General features: G+C 72.0%; 16 protein-coding genes and 1 pseudogene. 9 read left to right on the plus strand and 8 right to left on the minus strand.

Annotated features, from left to right (window positions below):
* Nucleotides 1-165: 165 nt before the first annotated feature.
* Together murQ and AB0I23_RS19075 are read right to left on the minus strand one after the other, a co-directional pair.
* Nucleotides 166-1,140 carry an N-acetylmuramic acid 6-phosphate etherase gene (gene murQ, locus AB0I23_RS19070; protein ID WP_359110601.1) on the minus strand — a complete coding sequence of 325 codons (975 nt, stop codon included), beginning with the start codon at nucleotides 1,138-1,140 and terminating at the stop codon, nucleotides 166-168.
* An 89-nt stretch (nucleotides 1,141-1,229) separates the two neighbouring features.
* The gene (locus AB0I23_RS19075) at nucleotides 1,230-2,147 is read right to left on the minus strand and encodes a MurR/RpiR family transcriptional regulator (RefSeq protein ID WP_359110603.1); all 918 of its coding nucleotides are present in this window, start codon (nucleotides 2,145-2,147) and stop codon (nucleotides 1,230-1,232) included.
* Nucleotides 2,148-2,404: 257 nt separating this feature from the next.
* Here AB0I23_RS19075 and AB0I23_RS19080 point away from each other — a divergent pair, with 257 nt between their 5' ends.
* The 4 genes from AB0I23_RS19080 (at nucleotide 2,405) to AB0I23_RS19095 (ending at nucleotide 5,231) form a co-directional block, all read left to right on the plus strand.
* Entirely contained in the window at nucleotides 2,405-3,361 is a 957-nt protein-coding gene (locus AB0I23_RS19080) for a GlxA family transcriptional regulator (RefSeq protein WP_359110604.1), read from the plus strand.
* Nucleotides 3,362-3,464: 103 nt separating this feature from the next.
* Entirely contained in the window at nucleotides 3,465-4,463 is a 999-nt protein-coding gene (gap, locus tag AB0I23_RS19085; RefSeq protein WP_359110606.1) for a type I glyceraldehyde-3-phosphate dehydrogenase, read from the plus strand.
* A gap of 115 nt (nucleotides 4,464-4,578) precedes the next feature.
* Entirely contained in the window at nucleotides 4,579-4,947 is a 369-nt protein-coding gene (locus tag AB0I23_RS19090; RefSeq protein ID WP_359110608.1) for a hypothetical protein, read from the plus strand.
* Complete coding sequence (locus tag AB0I23_RS19095) at nucleotides 4,944-5,231, plus strand: DUF4031 domain-containing protein (RefSeq protein ID WP_359110610.1); 288 nt, start codon at nucleotides 4,944-4,946, stop codon at nucleotides 5,229-5,231. Before AB0I23_RS19090 ends, AB0I23_RS19095 begins: the two co-directional genes overlap by 4 nt.
* Before the next feature lie 22 nt (nucleotides 5,232-5,253).
* Here AB0I23_RS19095 and AB0I23_RS19100 read toward each other — a convergent pair whose 3' ends face one another.
* A complete protein-coding gene (locus AB0I23_RS19100) occupies nucleotides 5,254-6,477 on the minus strand; it encodes a Cmx/CmrA family chloramphenicol efflux MFS transporter (RefSeq protein WP_359110644.1) in 1,224 nt (407 codons plus the stop codon).
* A gap of 92 nt (nucleotides 6,478-6,569) precedes the next feature.
* Entirely contained in the window at nucleotides 6,570-7,250 is a 681-nt protein-coding gene (locus AB0I23_RS19105; RefSeq protein ID WP_359110611.1) for an HD domain-containing protein, read from the minus strand.
* A gap of 254 nt (nucleotides 7,251-7,504) precedes the next feature.
* Here AB0I23_RS19105 and AB0I23_RS19110 point away from each other — a divergent pair, with 254 nt between their 5' ends.
* Nucleotides 7,505-7,756 carry a hypothetical protein gene (locus tag AB0I23_RS19110; RefSeq protein ID WP_359110613.1) on the plus strand — a complete coding sequence of 84 codons (252 nt, stop codon included), beginning with the start codon at nucleotides 7,505-7,507 and terminating at the stop codon, nucleotides 7,754-7,756.
* 408 nt (nucleotides 7,757-8,164) lie between these two features.
* On the opposite strand, the gene AB0I23_RS19115 is transcribed toward AB0I23_RS19110, so the two are convergent.
* Entirely contained in the window at nucleotides 8,165-10,450 is a 2,286-nt protein-coding gene (locus AB0I23_RS19115; RefSeq protein ID WP_359110615.1) for a heavy metal translocating P-type ATPase, read from the minus strand.
* 254 nt (nucleotides 10,451-10,704) lie between these two features.
* Here AB0I23_RS19115 and AB0I23_RS19120 point away from each other — a divergent pair, with 254 nt between their 5' ends.
* On the plus strand, nucleotides 10,705-11,394 hold the full coding sequence (locus AB0I23_RS19120) for a copper homeostasis protein CutC (protein ID WP_359110617.1): 690 nt from the start codon (nucleotides 10,705-10,707) through the stop codon (nucleotides 11,392-11,394).
* A 397-nt stretch (nucleotides 11,395-11,791) separates the two neighbouring features.
* On the opposite strand, the gene AB0I23_RS19125 is transcribed toward AB0I23_RS19120, so the two are convergent.
* Nucleotides 11,792-13,870, minus strand: a complete 2,079-nt coding sequence (locus AB0I23_RS19125; RefSeq protein ID WP_359110619.1) for a HelD family protein — start codon at nucleotides 13,868-13,870, stop codon at nucleotides 11,792-11,794.
* Nucleotides 13,871-14,257: 387 nt separating this feature from the next.
* Between AB0I23_RS19125 and AB0I23_RS19130 the strand changes: the two are divergent.
* Nucleotides 14,258-14,440, plus strand: a pseudogene (locus AB0I23_RS19130) (hypothetical protein); the annotation flags it as partial.
* 393 nt (nucleotides 14,441-14,833) lie between these two features.
* On the opposite strand, the gene AB0I23_RS19135 reads toward AB0I23_RS19130, so the two are convergent.
* Nucleotides 14,834-16,477: a DNA repair helicase XPB gene (locus AB0I23_RS19135; RefSeq protein WP_359110622.1), complete on the minus strand. Its 1,644-nt coding sequence runs from the start codon at nucleotides 16,475-16,477 to the stop codon at nucleotides 14,834-14,836.
* A gap of 149 nt (nucleotides 16,478-16,626) precedes the next feature.
* Here AB0I23_RS19135 and AB0I23_RS19140 point away from each other — a divergent pair, with 149 nt between their 5' ends.
* On the plus strand, nucleotides 16,627-17,025 hold the full coding sequence (locus tag AB0I23_RS19140) for a hypothetical protein (RefSeq protein WP_359110624.1): 399 nt from the start codon (nucleotides 16,627-16,629) through the stop codon (nucleotides 17,023-17,025).
* A 20-nt stretch (nucleotides 17,026-17,045) separates the two neighbouring features.
* Here the strand turns inward: AB0I23_RS19140 and AB0I23_RS19145 are convergent, their stop codons facing one another.
* Nucleotides 17,046-19,505, minus strand: coding sequence for a helicase C-terminal domain-containing protein (locus AB0I23_RS19145; RefSeq protein ID WP_359110626.1), 2,460 nt, complete (start codon nucleotides 19,503-19,505; stop codon nucleotides 17,046-17,048).
* 86 nt (nucleotides 19,506-19,591) lie between these two features.
* On the opposite strand from AB0I23_RS19145, the gene AB0I23_RS19150 reads away from it, so the two are divergent.
* Entirely contained in the window at nucleotides 19,592-20,680 is a 1,089-nt protein-coding gene (locus tag AB0I23_RS19150; RefSeq protein WP_359110628.1) for a hypothetical protein, read from the plus strand.
* Nucleotides 20,681-20,939 lie beyond the last annotated feature (259 nt).

Consider the following 20,939-nt stretch of genomic DNA (forward strand, 5'->3'; position numbering starts at 1 on the left):
TCCGGTGCGACCGGGCACGGCTGAGGGCGGCACCCGGTGCGGGTGCCGCCCTCTGTTGCGTTACGGGGGGAGGCGCGGGCCGGTTCCTGCGGTGGGTCCGTGGTCGGGGCGGCCGGGATGCCGGTCGCCGTGACCGGTGGGTGCGGAGCGGTGTCCCGGACGAGGTCAGGTGCTGCGTGGTGCGGCCGCGAGGGCGGCGCGGAGGTGGCCGTCGGAGGCGGACAGGAGCGTGGCGGCGGTCGGACCGTCGACCTGGCCGAGGATGGCGAGGATCGCGTTCTTCACCTCGCCGTCGGTGGCGGCGAGCGCGGCTTCGATCTCCGCGTCGGACGCGCCGGTGGCGAGAGAAACGATCCGGCGGGAGCGGGCGCGCAGCTTCTCGTTGGAGGCGCGGACGTCGACCATGAGGTTTCCGTACGTCTTGCCGAGCCGGATCATCGTGATCGTCGACAGCATGTTGAGGACGAGCTTCTGCGCCGTGCCGGCCTTCAGGCGGGTCGAGCCGGTGAGGAGCTCCGGGCCGACGACGACCTCGATGGGGTGCTTGGCCGCGGCGCCGAGCGCCGAGTCCGCGTTGCAGGACAGGCCGATGGTCAGCGCGCCCTTCGCACGGGCGTGCTCGACGGCCCCGATCGCGTACGGCGTACGGCCGGAGGCGGAGATGCCGACCACCGTGTCGTCCGGGGTGAGACCCAGTGCGTCGAGGTCGGCGGCGGCCAGTTCCTTGCTGTCCTCGGCGCCCTCGACGGCCGTCACCATCGCGGACGGGCCGCCCGCGATCAGACCGACCACCTCGGACGGGTCGGTGTTGAACGTGGGCGGGCACTCGCTGGCGTCCAGGACGCCGAGCCGGCCCGCGGTGCCCGCGCCCGCGTAGATCAGCCGGCCACCGCGGGACATGCGCGCGGCCACGCCGTCGATCGCGGCGGCGATCTCGGGCAGCCGGGCGGCGACGGCTGAGGGGACGGACCGGTCCTCGCCGTTCATGATCCGGGCGATCTCCGGCGTGGCCAGCCGGTCGATCTCGGCGAGCTCGGGCCGGAACGCCTCGGTGGTGAGGGTGGCGAGTTCGGCGCGCAGCTCCCCGTACTCGGAGGGCTGATCGGGCGTCGCGGCGTTGGCGTCGGTGGTGGAGGTCATGGAGAGCGGCTCTGCTTTCTCGATCTCGTAGCTCGTACGGTTCAGCGGGTGCGGGTGCGGGTGCGGGTGCGGGTGCGGGTGCTCGTGTGTCAGCGGGTGCGGGGGGTGTGGCGGTGGGCCAGTGCCTCGTACGAGGCGGCGAGCGCCGGTGCCGCCGTCTCGTACGTCCGCTGGGCAACCCCTATGAACAGGCAGTCCACGACGAGGAGCTGGCTCGTCCGGCTCGACATGGCGGCCGGGCGCAGCTCGCTCTCGCGGGCGGTGGACGTGGTCAGCACGTGGTCCGCGTACTGCGTCACCGGACCGTCGGGGCGGCCGGTGATCGCGATCGTCGTCGCGCCCCGGTCGAAGGCCACCCGAAGGGGCTCGATCACGTCACCGGTGGAGCCGGAGTGGGTGATCGCGATCGCCACATCGCCGGAGCGGAGCTGCACGGCGTTGGTGACAGCCAGGTGCGGGTCCATGTGCGCGTGCGCGATCAGGCCGATACGGAGCAGCTTCTGCCCCAGGTCCTGGGCGACGAGAGAGGAGGCACCGACACCGTAGATGTCGATCCGGCGGGCGGTCGACGCGGCGGCGACAGCGGCCCCGAGCTGTACCGTGTCGAGACCGGCGGCCGTGTCCGCGAGGGTCTGCTGCTCGTCGAAGGCGAGCTTGGCGACCACGTCGGCGATCGGGTCGTCGACGGCTATGTCCGCCGTGACGGCCGGGGCGCGGCCGGACTGCTGATGGGCGGCGAGCCCGGCGAGGGCGAGGCGCAGATCCCGGTACCCGGGGTAGCCGAGGAGACGGGCCGTGCGGACCACGGTCGCCTCGCTGGTGCCGGTGAGCTCGGCGAGACCGGTGACCGTCAGGGCGGCGCAGCCGGCCGGGTCACCGGCTACGGCCTCGGCGACCCGCTGCATGGAGCGCGTCATGGACGGCGCGAGCGTCCGCACCTTGGCCGCGAGCGCGGCCGGAGCGGGCGGCGCATCACCGCTGAAACTTTCCTTCAGATCATTGGTCACCTTTGAAAGATATTTTCAACCCTGCGGTCCGTCAACCCTCTTGGCCCCGACCTCTGACGGAACGGGGACCGGGTCGGGTGACCGGACGCATGTGGTGAGTGGCCGACTCGGCTCGCCGGTCCTTCTCAGAACGGCTGGAGGCGCAGCGAAGGGTGGGACGGCCGGTGGACCGCGACGGGGAAGACGGTCCCGCCGGTGTCATCTGCTGGCTCACGCAGTGGGCGTACCGAAGACACATCCCACGTAACCTCTCTTTCGTGCAAGCCTCCCGCCTGTATCGCGTCGCCGTCCTCGTGCTCGAAGGTGCGAAGCCGCTCGATGTCGGAATTCCCACGCAGGTTTTCGCGACCCGCGCGAGCATGCCGTACGAGGTGCGGGTGTGCGGGGCGGCACCCGGTCTCGTGACCGGCGGCGATGGCCTGTCGTACGGCGTCGCCCACGGCCTCGACGCACTTGCGTGGGCCGACATCGTCTTCGTCCCCGGCTACCGGTTCCCGGACCGCGACGACCCCCCGCAGGCCGTCCTCGACGCACTGATCGCCGCCCATGCCCGGGGCGCGCGGCTCGCCGCCATCTCGACGGGCGCCTTCGCGCTCGCCGCCACGGGCCTGCTCGACGGCAGGCGCGCCACGACGCACTGGCACTACACGCGGGCACTGGTGGCACGGCATCCGCTCGTTCAGGTCGACGAGAACGTTCTGTTCGTCGACGAGGGCAGCGTGCTGACGTCGGCCGGCGCCGCCTCGGGCATCGACCTGTGCCTGCACATCCTGCGCGGCGACCTCGGAGTGGCCGCGTCGAACCATGCGGCCCGGCGCCTTGTCGCGGCCCCCTACCGCAGCGGCGGTCAGGCGCAGTACGTGCCACGCAGCGTGCCCGAGCCACTCGGCGAGCGGTTCGCCGCCACCCGCGAGTGGGCGCTTCACCGGCTCGGCCGGCCCCTCACCCTCGAGGCGCTCGCCCGGCATGCGGCGGTGTCGCCGCGCACGTTCTCGCGGCGCTTCGTCGAGGACACGGGATACACGCCGATGCAGTGGGTCATGCGCGCCCGCGTCGACCTGGCCCGCGAACTGCTCGAGCGTTCGGAGCGGAGCGTCGAGCAGATCGCCACCGACGTCGGTCTCGGCACTGGTGCCAATCTGCGGTTGCACTTTCAGCGGATCCTCGGCACAACGCCGAGCGAGTACCGGCGCACCTTCACCCAGGGAGAGTAGCCCGCTGCCACGTGGCGAGATCCTTTTGAACCCTGGCGATCATGCCGCTGTCGCGGGCGGACGCAGCACGCGAGATTGATGGCGAACCGAAGGGACACCATTCATGACTCGCATCGCCATCAACGGATTCGGCCGCATCGGACGCAACGTGTTCCGCGCGCTGCTCGAGCGCGACAGCGACCTCGAGGTCGTCGCCGTCAACGACCTCGCGGAGCCCGTCTCCCTCGCGCGGCTGCTCGCCTACGACACGACGGCCGGCCGGCTCGGTCGCCCGGTGGCCGTCGACGGGGACACCCTCGTCGTGGACGGCCGTCGCATCACGGTGCTCGCCGAGCGCGAACCGGCGCAGCTGCCGTGGGCCGAGCTCGGCGTGGACATCGTGATCGAGGCGACCGGCCGCTTCACGTCGGCCAAGGCCGCCCGCGGCCACCTCGACGCGGGCGCGAAGAAGGTACTCGTCAGTGCTCCGTCGGACGGCGCCGACGTCACGCTCGCGTTCGGGGTCAACACGGATGCATACGACCCGGACGTGCACACCATCGTCTCGAACGCCTCGTGCACGACCAACGCGCTGGCACCGCTGGCCGCGGTGCTCGACGGCCTCGCGGGCATCGAGCACGGCTTCATGACGACGGTGCACGCCTACACCCAGGAGCAGAACCTGCACGACGGTCCGCACCGTGACGCCCGCCGGGCCCGTGCCGCCGCTGTCAACATCGTGCCGACCACGACGGGCGCCGCCAAGGCGATCGGCCTCGTGCTGCCGAACCTCGACGGCAAGCTGTCGGGTGACTCGATCCGCGTGCCGGTTCCGGTGGGCTCGATCGTCGAACTCAACACAACTGTCACCCGCGACGTGACGCGCGACGAGGTGCTGGCTGCGTACCGCGTCGCAGCGGAGGGGCCGCTCGCCGGGGTACTCGAGTACTCGGACGACCCGCTCGTGTCGTCCGACATCACGGGCAATCCGGCTTCGTCGATCTTCGACTCGGCCCTTACCCGGGTCGACGGGCGCCACGTCAAGGTGGTCGCCTGGTACGACAACGAGTGGGGCTTCTCGAACCGCGTGATCGATACGCTCGAGCTCCTCGCCACCCGCTGACCGGACGCCGGAGCGGTACACCAGCACCTCCTGTGAGCGCTCCAGGGCCCGTCGGGCCAACTGGAGCGCTCAGCCACAACGCAGGACCTGTCCGCACTCGGGTGACAATGGCTGCATGGAGCTGAACCGTTTGGAGCAGGTGCTGCACACCGCCCGCGCCCTGGTCATGGCCGATCTCGCCGCGGGCGACGTCGCCGAGGCCGAGATCGTCTCGCTCGTCGAGGACGCGGTGACGCACCGGCGCTGGTGGGTCGAGCACTGGCCGGACGGCGTGGAATACGTCGTCGGCCTTGTCGCCCAGGACGTCCAGGACGCGCTGCTGGAACGGTACGGCCGCTGGCCGCTCTGCCCCGTGTGCGACGCGGGCGACCCGCACGCCCTCGACGTCGAACCGGAGCTGGGCCCGGACCCGCACTGGGTCTGCACCAAGGCGACCGTGATGGTGGCGCGCGTGGGCGCGCTGAGCGGAGTGCTGGGCCGGTGACGGTTTATATCGACCCGCCCGACTGGCCGGGTCACGGTCGATTCTGGTCACATCTGGTCAGCGACGTGTCCTTCGACGAACTGCACGCGTTCGCCGCCGCCATCGGCTGTCCGCCGCAGGCGTTCGAGCGGGACCACTACGACGTACCGGAAGCGCGGTACACGGACGCGGTGCGGGCCGGGGCCGTCGAGATCGGTTCGAAGGAGCTCGTCCGCCGGCTCACGGAGGCGGGACTGCGGCGCCCCAAGGGGCGCCCGGCACCCGGCCGGGCGCCCGACGGCTGAACGACCGCCGAAGCCACCCGGGTCAGGCGGCGGAGGAGCTACCCACTGCCACGTCCGCGGACGACGTCACGCCGGGCGACCCGGTCACCCGGCGCGAGCGGCCCCCGCCGTGCAGTCGCAGCGAGAACACCACGGCGACCAGCGCCAGGACCGTCATCGCCGCGCCCGCCCAGGCCGTCGCCTCGAAGCCGAAGTCCGCGTCGATCACCGTGCCGCCGAGCCACGGGCCGCCCGTGTTGCCGAGGTTGAACGCGGCGGTCGTCGTCGCGCCGGCCAGGGTCGGGGCCGCGCCCGCGATGTTGAACATCCGGGCGTTCAGCGCCGGGGCCGTGTAGAACGCCGACAGGCCCAGCAGGAACGCGAGCCCGACCGCGGCGACCTGGTTCGACGCGAACAGCGCCAGCGCGACCAGGAAGACCGTCGAGGCCGCGATACCGCTCATCAGCACCCCGAAGAGGTGCGCGTCCGCGACCCGGCCGCCGATCGTCGTACCGACCAGCGCCCCGATCCCGAACAGCGCGAGAACCGTCGGCACCCAGCCCGGATCCAGCCCGGCGACATCCGTCAGCAACGGCGCCAGATAGCTGAACGCGCAGAAGACCCCGCCCGCCGCGAGCGCCGTGATCACGATCGACAGCCACACCTGCCGGTCACGGTAGATGGACATCTCCCGCTTGAGCTGTGGCCTCTCCTCAGGGAGCGGGATGCGGGGGATGAGCGTCGCGACACCGACGAGTGCCACGGCGGACGCCGCGCCGACCGCCCAGAACGCCGACCGCCAGCCGAGGTTCTCACCGAGGAACGCCCCCAGCGGTACGCCGAGGACGTTCGCGATCGACAGCCCGCCGATCATCACGGCCATCGCTCTGGCCCGCGCGTTCACCGGCACCATCGCGATGGCGACCGCAGCCCCCACCGCCCAGAACCCGGCGCACGCGAAGGCGCTCACCACACGGGAGGCGAAGAGCACCTCGTACGTCGGAGCGAGCGCACCCGCGACCTGCCCGAGGCCGAAGACCGAGATCAGCGCGATCAGGGTGGTGCGGCGCGGCAGCCGGAGCGTGGCCACGGCCAAGAGGGGCGCGCCGATCACCATGCCGATGGCGAAGGCGGATATGAGGAGCCCGGCCCGGGGGATCGATACGTTCATGTCGTCGGCGATCGGTGGCAGCAGCCCGGAGAGCATGAACTCGCTCGTGCCGAGGGCGAAGACCGCTACCCCTAGGACTACGACGGCAAGGGGCATGCGGGTGCGTCGGTCGGCAGATTCTGGCATGACAGGCACCAACACCGATCTTGACCGTTGCATTCCCCTGTCGGGGTGTTCCGTCGGCCGTCTCAAGGGGTGAGCAGCTCAAGCTCCGTCAGCAGGTTCTGCCGGGCCCGCGGCTCCCACTCGGCGAAACCGTGCGGCGTACGGAACAGCCGCGGCAGTCCGAGCAGCTGCCGCAGGACGGCCGCACGCCCGCCCCGGAAGGCCTCGTCGGGAACGAAGCCGTACTCGTCCCGCACCTGCGCCGCGTACGCCGCGTACTTCTTCGGGGCGGCCGCCAGGATCGCCAGGTCCGCGTCGCACAGCGCCTCGCCGTTGGTGTCGCCGTCCGCCGGGTCGTGGGTGACGGTGAGCCGGACCAGCCGGGCGACCTCGGCGGTGACGGCGTCCGGGACACCGGCCTCGGGCAGGGCGCGCTCGGCGAGGGCGGCGCTGCGCTCCTCGTTCCCGGACCGGTCCGGGCGGTACACCGCGTCGTGGAACCAGGCGGCGAGGCGGACCGCGTCCGGATCGGCGGCGTGACCGGCGAGGGTGTCGATGTGGTCGAGAACCGCCACCAGGTGCGCGGTGGTGTGGTACTTCCGCTGTGGTTCGGCCCAACGGGCCAGCAGGTTGTCGGCGTACGGCAGCGGATCGGGGCCGGTCGCGCCCCCCCGTACGGCGACCAGGGCATCGCTCCAGCGGGCGCGGAGCGCGTCCGCGGCGTCGGGGGAGGATCCGCTCTCGTGCGCGCTGTCGTCCGTCATACGCACGAGAGTAGATTCCCCCCGTCGTCCACGGCGAGCGGCGGGCGGGCCCGGTTACCCCGCGAGTCCGAGCGGCGGCGAGGGAAGCCCGAAATGATCGGCGATGACCCGCACCGTGTGGGTGCCGTCGGCGCGGGTGCACCGATGGCAGGAGCCTGAAGCCCACCCTGAAGACCTATCGGCTGGTCCTGCCCGCAGGCGTGAAGGGTCTGCGGTTCTGCGACCAGGAGGACTGGTCGGGATCGTCCGGAGAAATGCGCTTCGAAACGTCACGCGCGGGACTCGCGGAGTTCCTGACGTCGTCGAGTGAGAAGAAGGTCGATCTGACCAAGATCAAGTCACCCGGTCTCAAGGGGGACTGGCAGGAGATTCCCGAAGGTGTCCTCATCGAGTCCGGCACCTATGTGAACACGGTCGGTGGCTGCTCGAACACCATCGATGTCGATGTGCAGACGCCGCCTGCGGATTCGGTGCGCGCGTACATCACCATGGACTGCGCGTCCTGACCCCTGAGGTCTGGCAGCGGCCCGGAGACGGCGAGCGCCCCCGCGTGGGGTGTCCGACCGGCGCGTCGCCCATATCGAGCCGGACGGCACCGCGCTCGCGGACTTGGAGGGCCAGACCTTCGCCACGTTCCTGCGCCGCAGGCTCAAGGGCGACCCCTCACTGTTCCGAGCCCCGGTCCGGAGCGCGGACACACCTCTGCCCGACGGCTCAAGCCGTCGGGCAGAGGTGTTTTTCGTCTGCGCTGGGCTCAGAAGGGGCTGGGCACCTGGGTCCAGATGATCACCACGAGCACCAGCTGGAGTGCGCACGGCACGCGTGCGGTCCTCCAGTGGCGTGACACCATGCCGCGCCCGCGACGAACAGCGTGGACAGGGCCAGGCAGAGGCCCATCTCGACCTGACCAAGCACTACTGGGCCGCCGCGCGGAACCCTCGCAGCCGCAACGAGTTCCCCACCACGAACACCGACGAGAACGCCATCGCGGCCCCCGCGATCATCGGGTTCAGCAGCCCCGCCGCCGCCAGCGGCAGTGCCGCCACGTTGTACGCGAACGCCCAGAACAGGTTCGTACGGATCGTCCCCAGCGTCTTCCGCGACAGCCGGATCGCGTCCGCCGCGGCCCGCAGGTCCCCGCGGACCAGCGTCAGGTCACCGGCCTCGATCGCCGCGTCCGTGCCCGTACCCATCGCCAGCCCCAGGTCCGCCTGGGCCAGCGCCGCCGCGTCGTTGACCCCGTCGCCGACCATCGCGACCGAACGGCCCTGTGCCTGCAGCCGCTTGACGACGTCGACCTTGTCCTCGGGCATGACTTCCGCGTACACGTCGTCCCGGTCGATCCCGACCTCCGCCGCGACCGACTCCGCGACCGCCCGGTTGTCCCCGGTGAGGAGGATCGGCCTGAGCCCCAGTGACCGCAGCCGCGCGATCGCCTCCGCGCTGGTGTCCTTCACCGCGTCGGCGACCTCCAGGACCGCCCGCGCCCCGCCGTCCCAGGCGACCGCGACGGCCGTCCGGCCCGCCGCCTCGGCCACCGCCTTCTTCCGGGCCAGCTCCACCGGCAGATGGATCTCCCACTCGGCGAGCAGCTGTTCACGGCCGACGAGGACCGCGTGCCCCTCGACGACGCCCTGGACGCCGAGCCCCGCGACGCCGGCGAAGTCCTCCGGGGTGGGGAGCGCCGCCCCGGTCCGCTCGACCGCACCGGAGGCGACCGCCTGGGCGATCGGGTGCTCGGAGGCGTGCTCCAGAGCGCCCGCCAGCCGCAGTACCTGCGACGCGTCGGTGCCCGCCGCCACGTGGACGTCCAGCAGCGTCATCCGGCCGGTGGTGACCGTGCCGGTCTTGTCCAGGACGATCGTGTCGACGCGACGCGTGGTCTCCAGGACTTCCGGGCCCTTGATCAGGATGCCGAGCTGCGCGCCGCGTCCGGTCCCCACCATGAGCGCGGTCGGAGTGGCGAGGCCCAGCGCGCACGGGCAGGCGATGATCAGTACCGCGACGGCGGCCGTGAACGCGGCCGTCAGACCCGCCCCGTTGCCCAGCCAGAACCCCAGCGTGCCGAGCGCGAGCGCGATGACCACGGGGACGAACACCGCGGAGATCCTGTCGGCCAGCCGCTGCGCCGCCGCCTTGCCGTTCTGCGCGTCCTCGACGAGCTTCGCCATCCGCGCCAGCTGTGTGTCGGCGCCGATCCGCGTCGCCTCGACGACGAGCCGGCCGCCCGCGTTGAGCGTGGCACCGGTGACGGAGTCCCCGACACCGACCTCGACCGGCACGGACTCGCCGGTGAGCATCGACGCGTCCACCGCCGAGGCGCCCTCGACGACCGTGCCGTCGGTGGCGATCTTCTCGCCGGGGCGGACCAGGAACCGGTCCCCGACCTGGAGTTCCGCCGTCGGGACGGTCACCTCGCGGCCGCCCCGCACCACCGTGACCTCCTTGGCGCCCAGCTCCAGCAGCGCCTTGAGCGCGGCGCCCGCCTTCCGCTTGGAACGGGCCTCGAAATAGCGTCCGGCCAGGATGAACGCGGTGACTCCGGCCGCCGCCTCCAGATAGATGTTCCCGGCGCCGTCGCTGCGGCCGATGGTCAGGTCGAAGGGGTGCGTCATGCCCGTCATCCCCGCCGTGCCGAAGAACAGCGCCCACAGCGACCACAGGAACGCGGCCGACGTACCGAGCGAGATCAGCGTGTCCATCGTCGCCGCACCGTGCCGGGCGTTGGTCCAGGCGGCGCGGTGGAACGGCCAGGCGGCATACGTGACGACCGGGGCCGTCAGGGTCAGCGAGAGCCACTGCCAGTAGTCGAACTGGAGGGCCGGGATCATCGCCATCGCGATCACCGGGACGGCGAGCACCGCGGCGGTGAGCAGCCGCTGCCGCAGCGGACGGAGCTCGTCGGCTTCCGCTTCGGCTCCCGTCGGGGCGCCTTCCCCGGTGCGCACGGGAGGCGCGGGCTCCTGCGCGGTGTAGCCGGTCTTCTCGACCGTGGCGATCAGGTCCTGTACGGAGATGTCCTCGCCCCGGTAGCTGACCTTGGCCTTCTCCGTGGCGTAGTTGACGGTGGCGGTGACGCCGTCCATCCGGTTCAGCTTCTTCTCGATGCGTGCCGCGCACGATGCGCAGGTCATGCCACCGATGGCGAGCTCGACCTCTGCGGTGGTGCCGGTGTCGGTTGCGGCGGTGTGCGCGGACACGGTTTCCTCCCTGGCGTAGACGGTGATGCATACCCCTAGGGGGTATTCGATCCTGGTCTATATATACCCCCCACCCCTATGAAGCGCAAGGGCGGGTCCGGGGGTGAGAGGTGGATCATGTGTGTCCGGCCGTCAGGTGTCGCTCCGACCTCGCGTATCTTCGCGTTCGCGTCGAGACTTCGGCTTCGCGCGACTGCCCCGTAGGCTGGACATTGGACTAGACCTGTAGCTGCTTACTGGAGGAATGGGGTCCCATGAGCAACCGTGCGGTCCTGGAGGTGATCGCTCTCGACGCGGAGGACGCGATCGCTGCCCAGGCGGGTGGTGCAGACCGGCTGGAGCTGGTCACCGACATGGCGTCGGACGGCCTGACCCCGTCCTGTGCGACCTTCGCGGAGATCCGAGCCGCCGTCGACATTCCGCTGCGCGTGATGCTCAGGGTGGCGGACGGATTCACGGCCGGTGACATCGATGTGCTCGTCCGCAGGGCGCGCGAACTGCGGGCCGAGGGCGCCGACGAATTCGTCCTCGGTTTCCTGGACGTGGAAGGCCGTGCGGACCTCGTCGCCGTCGAACGGCTCGTCGCCGAACTGGACGGCTGCCGCTGGACGTTCCACCGCGCGATCGACCGCGCCGCCGACCGGGACACCCTGCGCAAGCAGCTGGCGGACCTGCCGGGCCTCGATACGTACCTCACGGCGGGATCGGCGCGCGGCGTCGACGGCGGCGTCCCGACGCTGCTCGCCGAGGCGGCACGGACGGGCGAGCCCGGATACGAGCCGCAGATCCTGGTCGGGGGCGGGCTGCGGCTCGAACACCTGCCGGAGCTGCTGGCCGGGGGCATCGACGCGGTGCACATCGGGGGCGCGGCGCGGCCCAGGGGATGGGACGCGCCCGTGGACGCGGTGGCGGTACGGGAGTGGCGGACACGGCTCGACGGTTAGGGGGCTCACCGGGGTGACCGGTTCCGTCCTCGAACTCCCCCATGGCCGCAGAGCCTGTCGTGTGACCTTCGATCGGAGAGCGGACGCGGCATGGTGCGTGCGATTCCAAGGCGCCGGGAGGGCCTCGGACGGGGTCTCCCCTGCTCGAACGAAGCTGAGAGCTTGGAGGAGCCACCAGGGCGTTTCGGCAACGCCGGAAGCGTGCGTGCCAGGGCGTGGCCGCCCGGTCAGAGGTCACCCGACAGGCTCTCAAGGGTATGGGGGACCTCCTCGACGGGCTCGGGGTGGCCGCCGGACGGGCTGTGGGCGCACCAGGGCCTTACGTCCGGGGGCCACAATCAAGCCCGTCAGGCGATTGACGACAAAGCGGCCGCCTGACGGCCCCGGTAACCGCCGCTCAGCCCCCGAGCACCTCCGGCAGCCCCGCCGCATGCACCACCGTCAGCCCCGACACCGCACGCGTCAGCGCCACGTACAGCCGGCGCAGTCCGGTCCGCTCGTCCGGCTCCCCGTCGACCACCGCGGCCGGCTCGTCCAGCACCACGTAGTCGTACTCCAGGCCCTTCGCCAGCGACGCCGGAACCAGCGTCAGCCGCGACTCGGCCGTCGTCTCCTGACCTGGCGACAGATACGCGTGACCCGCCACCGTCAGCGCCTCCGTCAGTGCGGGGATCCGCGCGTCCGCCGCGATCAGCCCGATCGATCCCTCCTGCGCCAACGACTCCTCGCAGGCCGCGAGCACCGCCGCGTCCAGTCCGGCCGCGCCGGGCACTTGCCGTACCGTCAGCGAACCCGGCGACTCACGCACCGACTCCACCGCCGCGAGACCCGGAGAGATCACCGGCAGCAGCCGTGACGCGTACGCGATGACCTCCCTCGGCACACGGAAGCCCGCCGTCAGCTCCTCCACCACGGCGTCCTCCTTTCCCAGGTGGTGCAGCGCCTGCGCCCAGCTCTCCGTCGACCACGGCGTCGTTCCCTGCGCCAGGTCACCGAGCACGGTCGCCGAGCCCGTCGTGCAGCGGCGGCCCACCGCCCGGTACTGCATCGGCGACAGGTCCTGCGCCTCGTCCAGGACGACATGGCCGAGCGAGTGCGTACGTGCCACCAGATCGCTCGCCTCGTCGATCAGCACCGCGTCCGCCGCCGACCACTTCGCCGACTTCACGCTGCGGGCCGGCTTCGTCCACAGGACGGTCTTCTGCTCGTCCTCGGTGAGCAGCCCGTCCGCGTGCGCGGCCAGGAACTCGGGGTCGGAGAGCAGCCGCAGCACCAGCTTCGCCGGATCGACCGCGGGCCAGATCGCCTTCACGGCCGCCTTGACCGCGGGAGTGCGGGCCACCGCGTTCTGCACCCGGTCGTCGGGGGCCTCGCCGGCCTCCTCCATCCGTACGAGGACGGCGTGCGCGATCCGCTGCGGGAGCGCCTCGTGCGCCGCGCCGTACCGCATGTCGCGGGCCAGCAACTCGGTGACCATCTCCTCCAGTTCGTACGCGGGCACCCGCCACCGCCGCGAACCGCGCACCACCATCACCGGCTCGGTCGGCAGCGTCACATGCGAACGGATCGCCCGCCGCAGCACCTCCGCCATCCGGGCGTCACCCTTGACGACGGCCGCCTCCGCCGCGTCCGAACCCCGCACCTCGACATGCGCGGCCACCAGATCGTCGACGGTCGCCTGCTTCACCTCCAGCTCACCGAGGGCCGGGAGCACCTGCTCGATGTAGTGCAGGAACGAGCGGTTCGGTCCGATCACCAGCGTGCCGGTGCGGGCAAGACGCTCACGGTGCGCGTACAGCAGATAGGCGACACGGTGCAGACCGACAGCGGTCTTACCCGTACCGGGGCCTCCCTGGACGCAGACCGTCCCGCCCAGCCCGCTACGGACGATCTCGTCCTGCTCGGGCTGGATCGTCGCCACGATGTCGCGCATCGGACCCACGCGCGGGCGCTCGATCTCCGCCTGGAGCAGCTTGCTGGTCTGCGCGGCCTCGCCGGGGTCGGTGAGGTGCTCGTCCTCGTACGCGGTCAGCTCGCCACCGGTGTAGCCGAAACGGCGGCGCTGCCCGACGTCCTGCGGGTCCTTCTTCGAAGCCCGGTAGAACGGCTGGGAGACGGGCGCACGCCAGTCGACGACCATCGGATCGCCGTCGGCGTCATGGACGTGGCGGCGTCCGATGTAGAACTGCTCTCCCTCCGCACCCTCGGCCTGATCCGCACCGACCCGGTGCAGATAGTCGAGGCGGCCGAAGAAGAGCGGGGTGTGCGACAGATCGGCGAGCGCCTTGATGCGTTCGTCGATCTGGGCCTGCAGGACCGCCGCGTTCACCCAGTTCGCGGTGACATCGCGGATGTCGAGGGCCTGGGCGTCCTCGCGCATCGCGCGCAGCGCGGCGCGGGACGCGGCGAGATGGGCGCGCTCGCGGGCCAGCGCATCGGCGGTGGGGGTGACGGCTTCGTGTTCGTGCGCGGGCACGGTGTTGCCTCCGGCTTTTCGACGCAGGACGGCGGACCGCGGCTCGCACCCGGTCACGTGCCGGGGGCGATGCGGTCCGCTCGGGGGATCGATCACGGGATACGCACGCTGGTGCGCGTGCGGCTGTCGGCCGGTTTCCGTCCGGTCGGCGGCGCTCCCCCGGCTGCCGGCGAAGAGCCGGTACCACGGTGCGGGAGGCGGGCAGACCGGCGATTGTAGCCACCGCGACCGGCGGGGTCGAACCAATTGGGCTGCCGGGTCTGTCCCTCGTCCGCCCCCGTCCCACCCCGTAGGGGACGGCATGCGAACGGCGGCCTACGCGAAGACCGCAGGGATTCCGCCCGCGGGCCGATGCCTTTGCGGAACGCGCGCAGGACCATGGACTACATGAGCACCGCCAGCCTGAACCCCCATGGGACCGGCCCCGCGCACGGCGCGACCGCGACCACCGGACACCCGCCCACCCACCACCTCGGCGACGCCGTGCGCGCCGTCAAGGTCTTCGCGCGCGCCGCGTTCGGCGTCACCGTTCTCGGCGAGTACGCGGAGGAGGCGGGCGTCCTCCGCCGCGACCACCGGGAACAGCACGGCCACCGGGAACAGCACGGCCACCGTCACCAGCGCGCCCACTGAGTACGTCGCGAAAACCGAGTACGTCGCGAAAACCGAGTACGTCGCGAAAACCGAGTACGTCGCGAAAACCGAGTACGGCCCGAACGCCGAGTAGGGCACGGCCCCTGAGTACGCGCTGCTCGTCGGGCATCGCGGTCCCGCCGGGCCTCATGGGTTACGGGCTCCCTGTGTCACCGTCCGTCGCGCCCGCCGCCCTGATCGCCGCGTGGGCGCTCCCGTGGCGGCCCCGCCGGGCGGCCACGGCCGTCGCGATGCTGCCGGGTCCGACGACGGCCACCGGGCCGGTCCCGCTCCTGATCCTCGGCCGCCGACCGGGCGGGACCGCTCGGTTCAGTTCTCCGTCAACAGCTCGTCCGCGTCCACGATCCGGTACGCGTACCCCTGCTCGGCCAGGAACCGCTGGCGGTGCGCCGCGAAGTCCTGGTCGATCGTGTCGCGGGCGACCACCGAGTAGAACCGGGCCTCGTGCCCGTCCGCCTTCGGCCGCAGCACCCGGCCGAGCCGCTGCGCCTCCTCCTGCCGCGAGCCGAACGTGCCCGACACCTGAATGGCGACGGTCGCCTCCGGCAGGTCGATCGAGAAGTTAGCGACCTTCGACACGACAAGGACGCTGATTTCGCCTTCACGGAACGCGTCGAAGAGCTTCTCGCGCTGCGCGTTGCTCGTCTCGCCCTTGATGACCGGGGCATTGAGGTGCTCACCCAGCTCGTCGAGCTGGTCGATGTACTGCCCGATGACGAGAGTCTGCTCGCCCCGGTGCTTGAGCACCAGCGCCTCCGTCACCTTCCGCTTCGTCGCGGTCGTCGCGCAGAACCGGTACTTCTCCTCCGTCTCGGCGGTCGCGTACGCCAGCCGCTCCGAGTCCGTCAGATTGACCCGAACCTCGACACAGTCGGCGGGCGCGATGTAGCCCTGCGCCTCGATCTCCTTCCACGGCGCGTCGAACCGCTTGGGACCGATCAGCGAGAAGACGTCCGACTCGCGCCCGTCCTCACGCACCAGCGTCGCGGTGAGACCGAGCCGCCGACGCGCCTGCAGGTCGGCGGTGAACTTGAAGACGGGCGCGGGCAGCAGGTGCACCTCGTCGTAGATCACCAGACCCCAGTCGCGGGAGTCGAACAGCTCAAGGTGGGGGTAGATGCCTTTACGGCGGGTCGTCAGCACCTGGTACGTGGCGATGGTGACCGGCCGGATCTCCTTGCGCGTACCGCTGTACTCGCCGATCTCGTCCTCGGTCAGCGAGGTCCGCTTCACCAGCTCGTGCTTCCACTGCCGGGCCGAGACGGTGTTCGTCACCAGGATCAGCGTGGTCGCCTTGGCCTGCGCCATCGCACCGGCCCCGACCAGCGTCTTCCCCGCACCACAGGGCAGTACGACCACTCCGGAGCCGCCGTGCCAGAACCCTTCGACGGCCTGCTTCTGGTACGGCCGCAGCGCCCAGCCGTCCTCGGCCAGCTCGATCGGGTGCGCCTCGCCGTCCACGTATCCGGCAAGGTCCTCGGCGGGCCAGCCCAGCTTCAGCAGCGTCTGCTTGATCTGCCCGCGCTCGGACGGGTGCACCGCCACGGTGTCCGGGTCGATCCGCGCCCCGACGAGCGGCTGGACCTTCTTCGACCGGAGGATCTCCTCCAGCACGGGCCGGTCGGTGGAGGTCAGCACCAGCCCGTGGACCGGGTGCTTGGAGAGCGTGAGGCGGCCGTACCGGGCCATCGTCTCGGCGATGTCGACGAGCAGTGCGTGCGGCACCGGGTAGCGGGAGTACTGCACGAGCGCGTCGACGACCTGCTCGGCGTCGTGCCCGGCGGCGCGCGCGTTCCACAGGCCGAGCGGCGTCAGCCGGTAGGTGTGGATGTGCTCGGGCGCACGCTCCAGCTCCGCGAACGGCGCGATCGCACGACGGCAGGCGTCGGCCTGCTCGTGGTCGACTTCCAGGAGGAGCGTCTTGTCGCTCTGGACGATGAGGGGTCCGGTCACGCGTCTTGGCCCTTTCTGCATCATGGGTGGCCGCCCGTGCGGCCAAACGTCCAGTGTGCCGCATGCGGGGCAGGTGATGCGGTGTCGGCCGGTGGGACGTTCGGCCATCCGCCCGCCGCGAGGGCGGGGAACATGTCATGGTCACGTGCGTGACCGATGCCGCTGCCGGGGAAACGACCCCGGAAGGAACCGCTTCCGCGCGTCCGGACGACCGCATACCGTCCGTGCTGCGCTTCTCCACCGAACTCGTCGCCTGGGTGGCCACTCCCTGGGTGCTGGCCGGCCACTCGTGGCTGCTGGCCGCGCTGTCGCTCGTGGTGCTGATCGGCCTGCCGGCCGTTCTGTCCACCCCGGGCGACAAGAACAGTGTGATCGTCGCCGTGCCGGGCTGGGCCACGATCCTGATGGTGCTGGCCGAACTGGGCGCTGCCGTCGTCTCGTCGTGGCTGCTCTGGCCGGTGTGGGCGGCCGTTTCGGTGACGCTGCTCGCGGCGGCCGCCGTGGTCACCGAGCAGCCGCGCTGGCGATGGCTCGTCTCGCTGGACTGAGGGCTGTCCCGGAGGACCTGTCAGGCGTCTTCGGTGTCGGCCAGTTCCGCGACGCCCGTGACCCGGTGCAGCGGGTACGTGCGGATCTCGTCCGCCGTGTGGTCGTAGGCCGTCACGAAGCCGCCCTCGACCCGCACCGGTGCGATGACGCGCTGGCTGGCCGCGCCGTCCGCATTGACGTAGCCGATCCAGATCGCCGAGCCCGTCATGGCCGCCGCCTGCACGGTCGCGAGGGTCTCGGCGGAGGTCGTACGGGGCAGCGAGTCCGTGGGGGACGCGGGTGTCTGAGTGGTGTCCTTGCGGACGACAGTGGCGGCCGTGTCCCCGGCGCGGATCGCCCGTACCGCCGCGCCCAGCAGCGTTCCGTCGGGGAGCGGCGGGCCCTCGGGGACGGGGACGGGGGGTGTACGGGGAGGGGTGCGGCGGGTGCCCGCGCGGGTGATCAGGACATCGCCCTCGGCGGATTCGGCGGCGGGCGCGTACCCCATCTCACGCAGCCCTTCGAGCAGGGACGCCGGGTCGGCCTGGGCGGCCAGTGCCGTCGGGGCGAGGCGGCGCAGGCGCAGGGTGGCCGAGCGTTTGTCGGCGAGGATCTCGTTGAGTACGGCCTCGTCGTCGCAGCGCAGGTACGCGGACGCGGCACCGATCCGCAGATGGCCGTGGCGCCGGGCGACGTCGTCGATGAGGTAGCTGAGCGGCTGCGGGACCGGCGTGCGGCTGTGCGTGGCGAGGAACGCGTGCAGATCGGCCGCGGACTGCCCGGCGTCCAGCGCGCGGCGTACGGAGCCGGGCGTGAACCGGTAGACGGTCGCGCCGCCCTTCGACTCGATGTCGGCGAGGACGGACAGCGTGTCCGCGAGGGGGCGCTCCAGCGGGCCCGGCGCGACGGCCGTCAGGTCGGCCTGCAGCAGGACGTGGTCGAGAGACTCCGGGATGAGCGGGGCGAGCAGCGCGGCCGCCTCGGCAGGCCCGGATTCGAGCAGGGCGCGGGACTGGGAGGAGAGCGCGCCGCGGCCGGTGATGCCGAGGAGTTCGGACTCGTTCAGTGTCCACAGGGCGATTCGGGACCGGAGGTCGGTGGTGTCCCCGGCGGAGGTCGAGGCGCCGCGCAGCGGCCGTTCCCAGCGGAGCCGGGCGAGCAGCGTCTCCGGGTCCGGGGCGGTGCCGGGGTCCAGGGAGGCGAGCAGCGCCAGGATGCGGTGGCGTACCTCGGGAGCGGCCGAGCGGTCCAGTTCCGGGCCGAGCGCGGACAGGGCCCGGCCCTTGGCGTCCTGGCCGCCGACCAGACCGGCGGTGCGGGTGGCGGCGAGCCAGGCGGTCGCGAGGCGCACCCAGCGCTCCTGGGCGGGGAGTTCGGTCCAGTCGTCGTAGGCGGGCGTCGGTGCGTACCGCTCGTCGGCCTCGCCGTCGGAGGCCAGCAGCCCGGCCGCGTAGGCGAGTTCGAGCCAGAACGCGGCGATCGGCTCCGACACGTCGAGGACGGACGCGGTCCGCTTCAGCTCGCGGACGCTGAGGCCGCCGGCACGCAGCATGGCGGGGCCGCCGCCGTTCCAGCTCGTCAGGAGTTCCTCGACGGTGGACACCGCCAGGTATGCCTGGCCTGCGGCAGCACTGTCCACAGCCTGGGGATCACGGGTCGCGGCCGCCACGACGGCGGGCGGCAGCGGCTCCGGTACGCGGTGGGCGCGCCCGGCCCGCAGATGCAGCGCCGCCTCGCGCGGCAGGACGACGGTGCGCGTCGACACGGGCAAAAGCAGCCCGCGGTCGCGCAGCCACTTCACGGGCGGGGTCGGGTTCGGGGTCACTTCCCCGTACGGAGGACCCCACACCAGCCGGTCCAGTACGGCGAGGGCCTCCATCGGCGCGGTGTCCAGCAGTTCGCCCATCCTGGTCCGGTCGGTGAACAGCGCGGCCAGCGCGGCCACGGCGGAGACCGGGTCGTGCGTGGTGGGCAGCCCGGCCGCCGCCAGGATCTCCTGCAGCCGTCCCGGCGACATGCCGGCCGTGGCCTCGGCGACGGTCGGCCCGAGACCGGTGGGGGAGGGGTGCTGCGGGGACGGTGCGAGGAGTTCCCGCGCGGTACGGACCAGCCGCAGCCGGTCGTCCTCGCCCCAGAGCAGGGCCTGTTCGCGCAAGGTCGCGACAGCTCCGGGCGCCGCGTCCCGGATCGCCGCACCCACGTCGTCGCGCTGCGCGCCGTCGTCCTGGCCGTCGCCCGTGAGGAGGGCGAGAAGGGTGTCGTACGAGGCCGGCTCGGGTGCGACCGCGAGTGCCTCCGCGGTCTGCAGGGCGAACCGGTCGAGGTGCTCCAGCGCGCGCACGACAGAGGCACGGGTGCCGGCTCTCGTCGCCAGCTGGGTGATGTCGTTCGGCACGGGAGACAGAAGGTCGGGACGGGCACGCAGCAGCCCGGCCAACGACTCGTCGTCCCGGGCGCGCAGCGCTTCGGCGAGCGTCCGCGGTGGTGTGGTCATCCCCATCCGTCCCACGGTAGTCGCTCCGGACAGGCCCGAGGGCGCTACCGTCGGTGCAGGCCGGCCGGAGGGGAACCGAGGGGAACCATCGCGTGGGGATCGAGAGCGACCAGCTCGTCTACGACTATCTGAGCCGGGTCGGAGACCTGGCCCAGCAGCAACAGCTGTCCTCGGGCGCCCGGATGCGGCTCGTGGCGGCACTGCGCACCGAGATCGACCGGCAGCGTGGAAGCCAAGGCACGGACACGCCGACGGCGGTGCGGCGCATCATCGGGAAGCTCGGCACACCGGACGAACTGGTGGCCGCGGCGGCGAGGTCGGGGGACGGGACCGTGATGCTGCCGGGGGCGGCGGCGAGCGGGGAACCCGGCGATCCGGAGCCGCGGGGGATCCCGCGGCCGCGGAGAGGAACCTTCCGGAAAGAGACTTTGCGCAAGGGCGCGTCGGAGGGGGGCCCGGCGGCCGGTGGGGTGCCTGGGGCGCGTGAAGCGCCTGAGGGTTCTGGGGCCTCTGCTGCTTCTGCTGCTTCGAGGGGTGACGTGCCGTCGCCACCGCACATGGCGGGGACGAATGAGCTCGGGGCGTCCGGGAGCGAACCCGACTGGTGGCGTATCGAACCGGGTCCGTTCGGGGACGGGGAGCGAGTGCCGGGGTTCACCGGTGGCGTGGAGATTCCGGCCCTTCTGGAACCGCCGTCGCCCGCGGAGGAAGCGGAGGCGCCTGCCGAGGGCGAGACGGAGGGCCACGCGAACGGTTCCGGTGAGGACGCCGGGGGCGAGGGCGCGCGGGGCCGGTGGCGGCCGCGGATTCGGCGGCGTGAGCCACGGGAGAGGGCGGGGTTCCGGCTCGCTCACCCGTTGCTGCTGCTCGCCGCCGGGTTGCTGGTCACCGGTGCGGTGACGGGATCCCTGCTGGCACTCGCGGGCGGCTGGCTGATCGCGTACAGCTCGCGCACGCTCTCCCGCGCGGAGGCGAAGCTGGCCGCGATGGGACTGCCCGGAGTGGCCGTCGCGGGCGGCCTGGTCTGGCTGTGGGGGCGGATGGACGGGCGCTGGGGCGAGCCGATACCGCAGGACGGTATGGGGGACGCGCTGAGCGGGGTGTGGCCGGTGGTGGTGCGGGCGGCCGCGGTGGCGTCGGCGGTGTTCCTGGTGTGGCGGGCGCGGAAGCGGGTGGGGTAGGTGCGGTGCGGTGCCCCGGTCCGGGGCGGGGGTTTTGTCTTCAATCGCCGGACGGGCTCCACTTTTCGGCGCCGTGCCCCGGGGCCGCCGCACTGTGCGGTGGGTGGTGGGCGGGGCCCCTCCGGGGCGTCTCCTCAGGACTGGCGCGGAAGCCGGCAACGCGGGCGAACCCGGCACGTGCGCCAGTCCCTGCGGGGACCCCCCTGCACGGCCCCACCCACGCATCACTCGCGCCCGCGACCCGGCGGTCGTGACAGGA

The sequence above is a fragment of the Streptomyces atratus genome (assembly GCF_040655115.1).
GTDB lineage: Bacteria > Actinomycetota > Actinomycetes > Streptomycetales > Streptomycetaceae > Streptomyces > Streptomyces atratus_D.

Bases quoted from the DNA above. Each gene is read 5' to 3' on its own strand.
- murQ (WP_359110601.1), bottom strand. From the start codon at position 1,140: ATGACCTCCACCACCGACGCCAACGCCGCGACGCCCGATCAGCCCTCC.
- gap (WP_359110606.1), top strand. From the start codon at position 3,465: ATGACTCGCATCGCCATCAACGGATTCGGCCGCATCGGACGCAACGTG.
- AB0I23_RS19090 (WP_359110608.1), top strand. From the start codon at position 4,579: ATGGAGCTGAACCGTTTGGAGCAGGTGCTGCACACCGCCCGCGCCCTG.
- AB0I23_RS19100 (WP_359110644.1), bottom strand. From the start codon at position 6,477: ATGCCCCTTGCCGTCGTAGTCCTAGGGGTAGCGGTCTTCGCCCTCGGC.
- AB0I23_RS19105 (WP_359110611.1), bottom strand. From the start codon at position 7,250: ATGACGGACGACAGCGCGCACGAGAGCGGATCCTCCCCCGACGCCGCG.
- AB0I23_RS19110 (WP_359110613.1), top strand. From the start codon at position 7,505: ATGCGCTTCGAAACGTCACGCGCGGGACTCGCGGAGTTCCTGACGTCG.
- AB0I23_RS19120 (WP_359110617.1), top strand. From the start codon at position 10,705: ATGAGCAACCGTGCGGTCCTGGAGGTGATCGCTCTCGACGCGGAGGAC.
- AB0I23_RS19145 (WP_359110626.1), bottom strand. From the start codon at position 19,505: ATGGGGATGACCACACCACCGCGGACGCTCGCCGAAGCGCTGCGCGCC.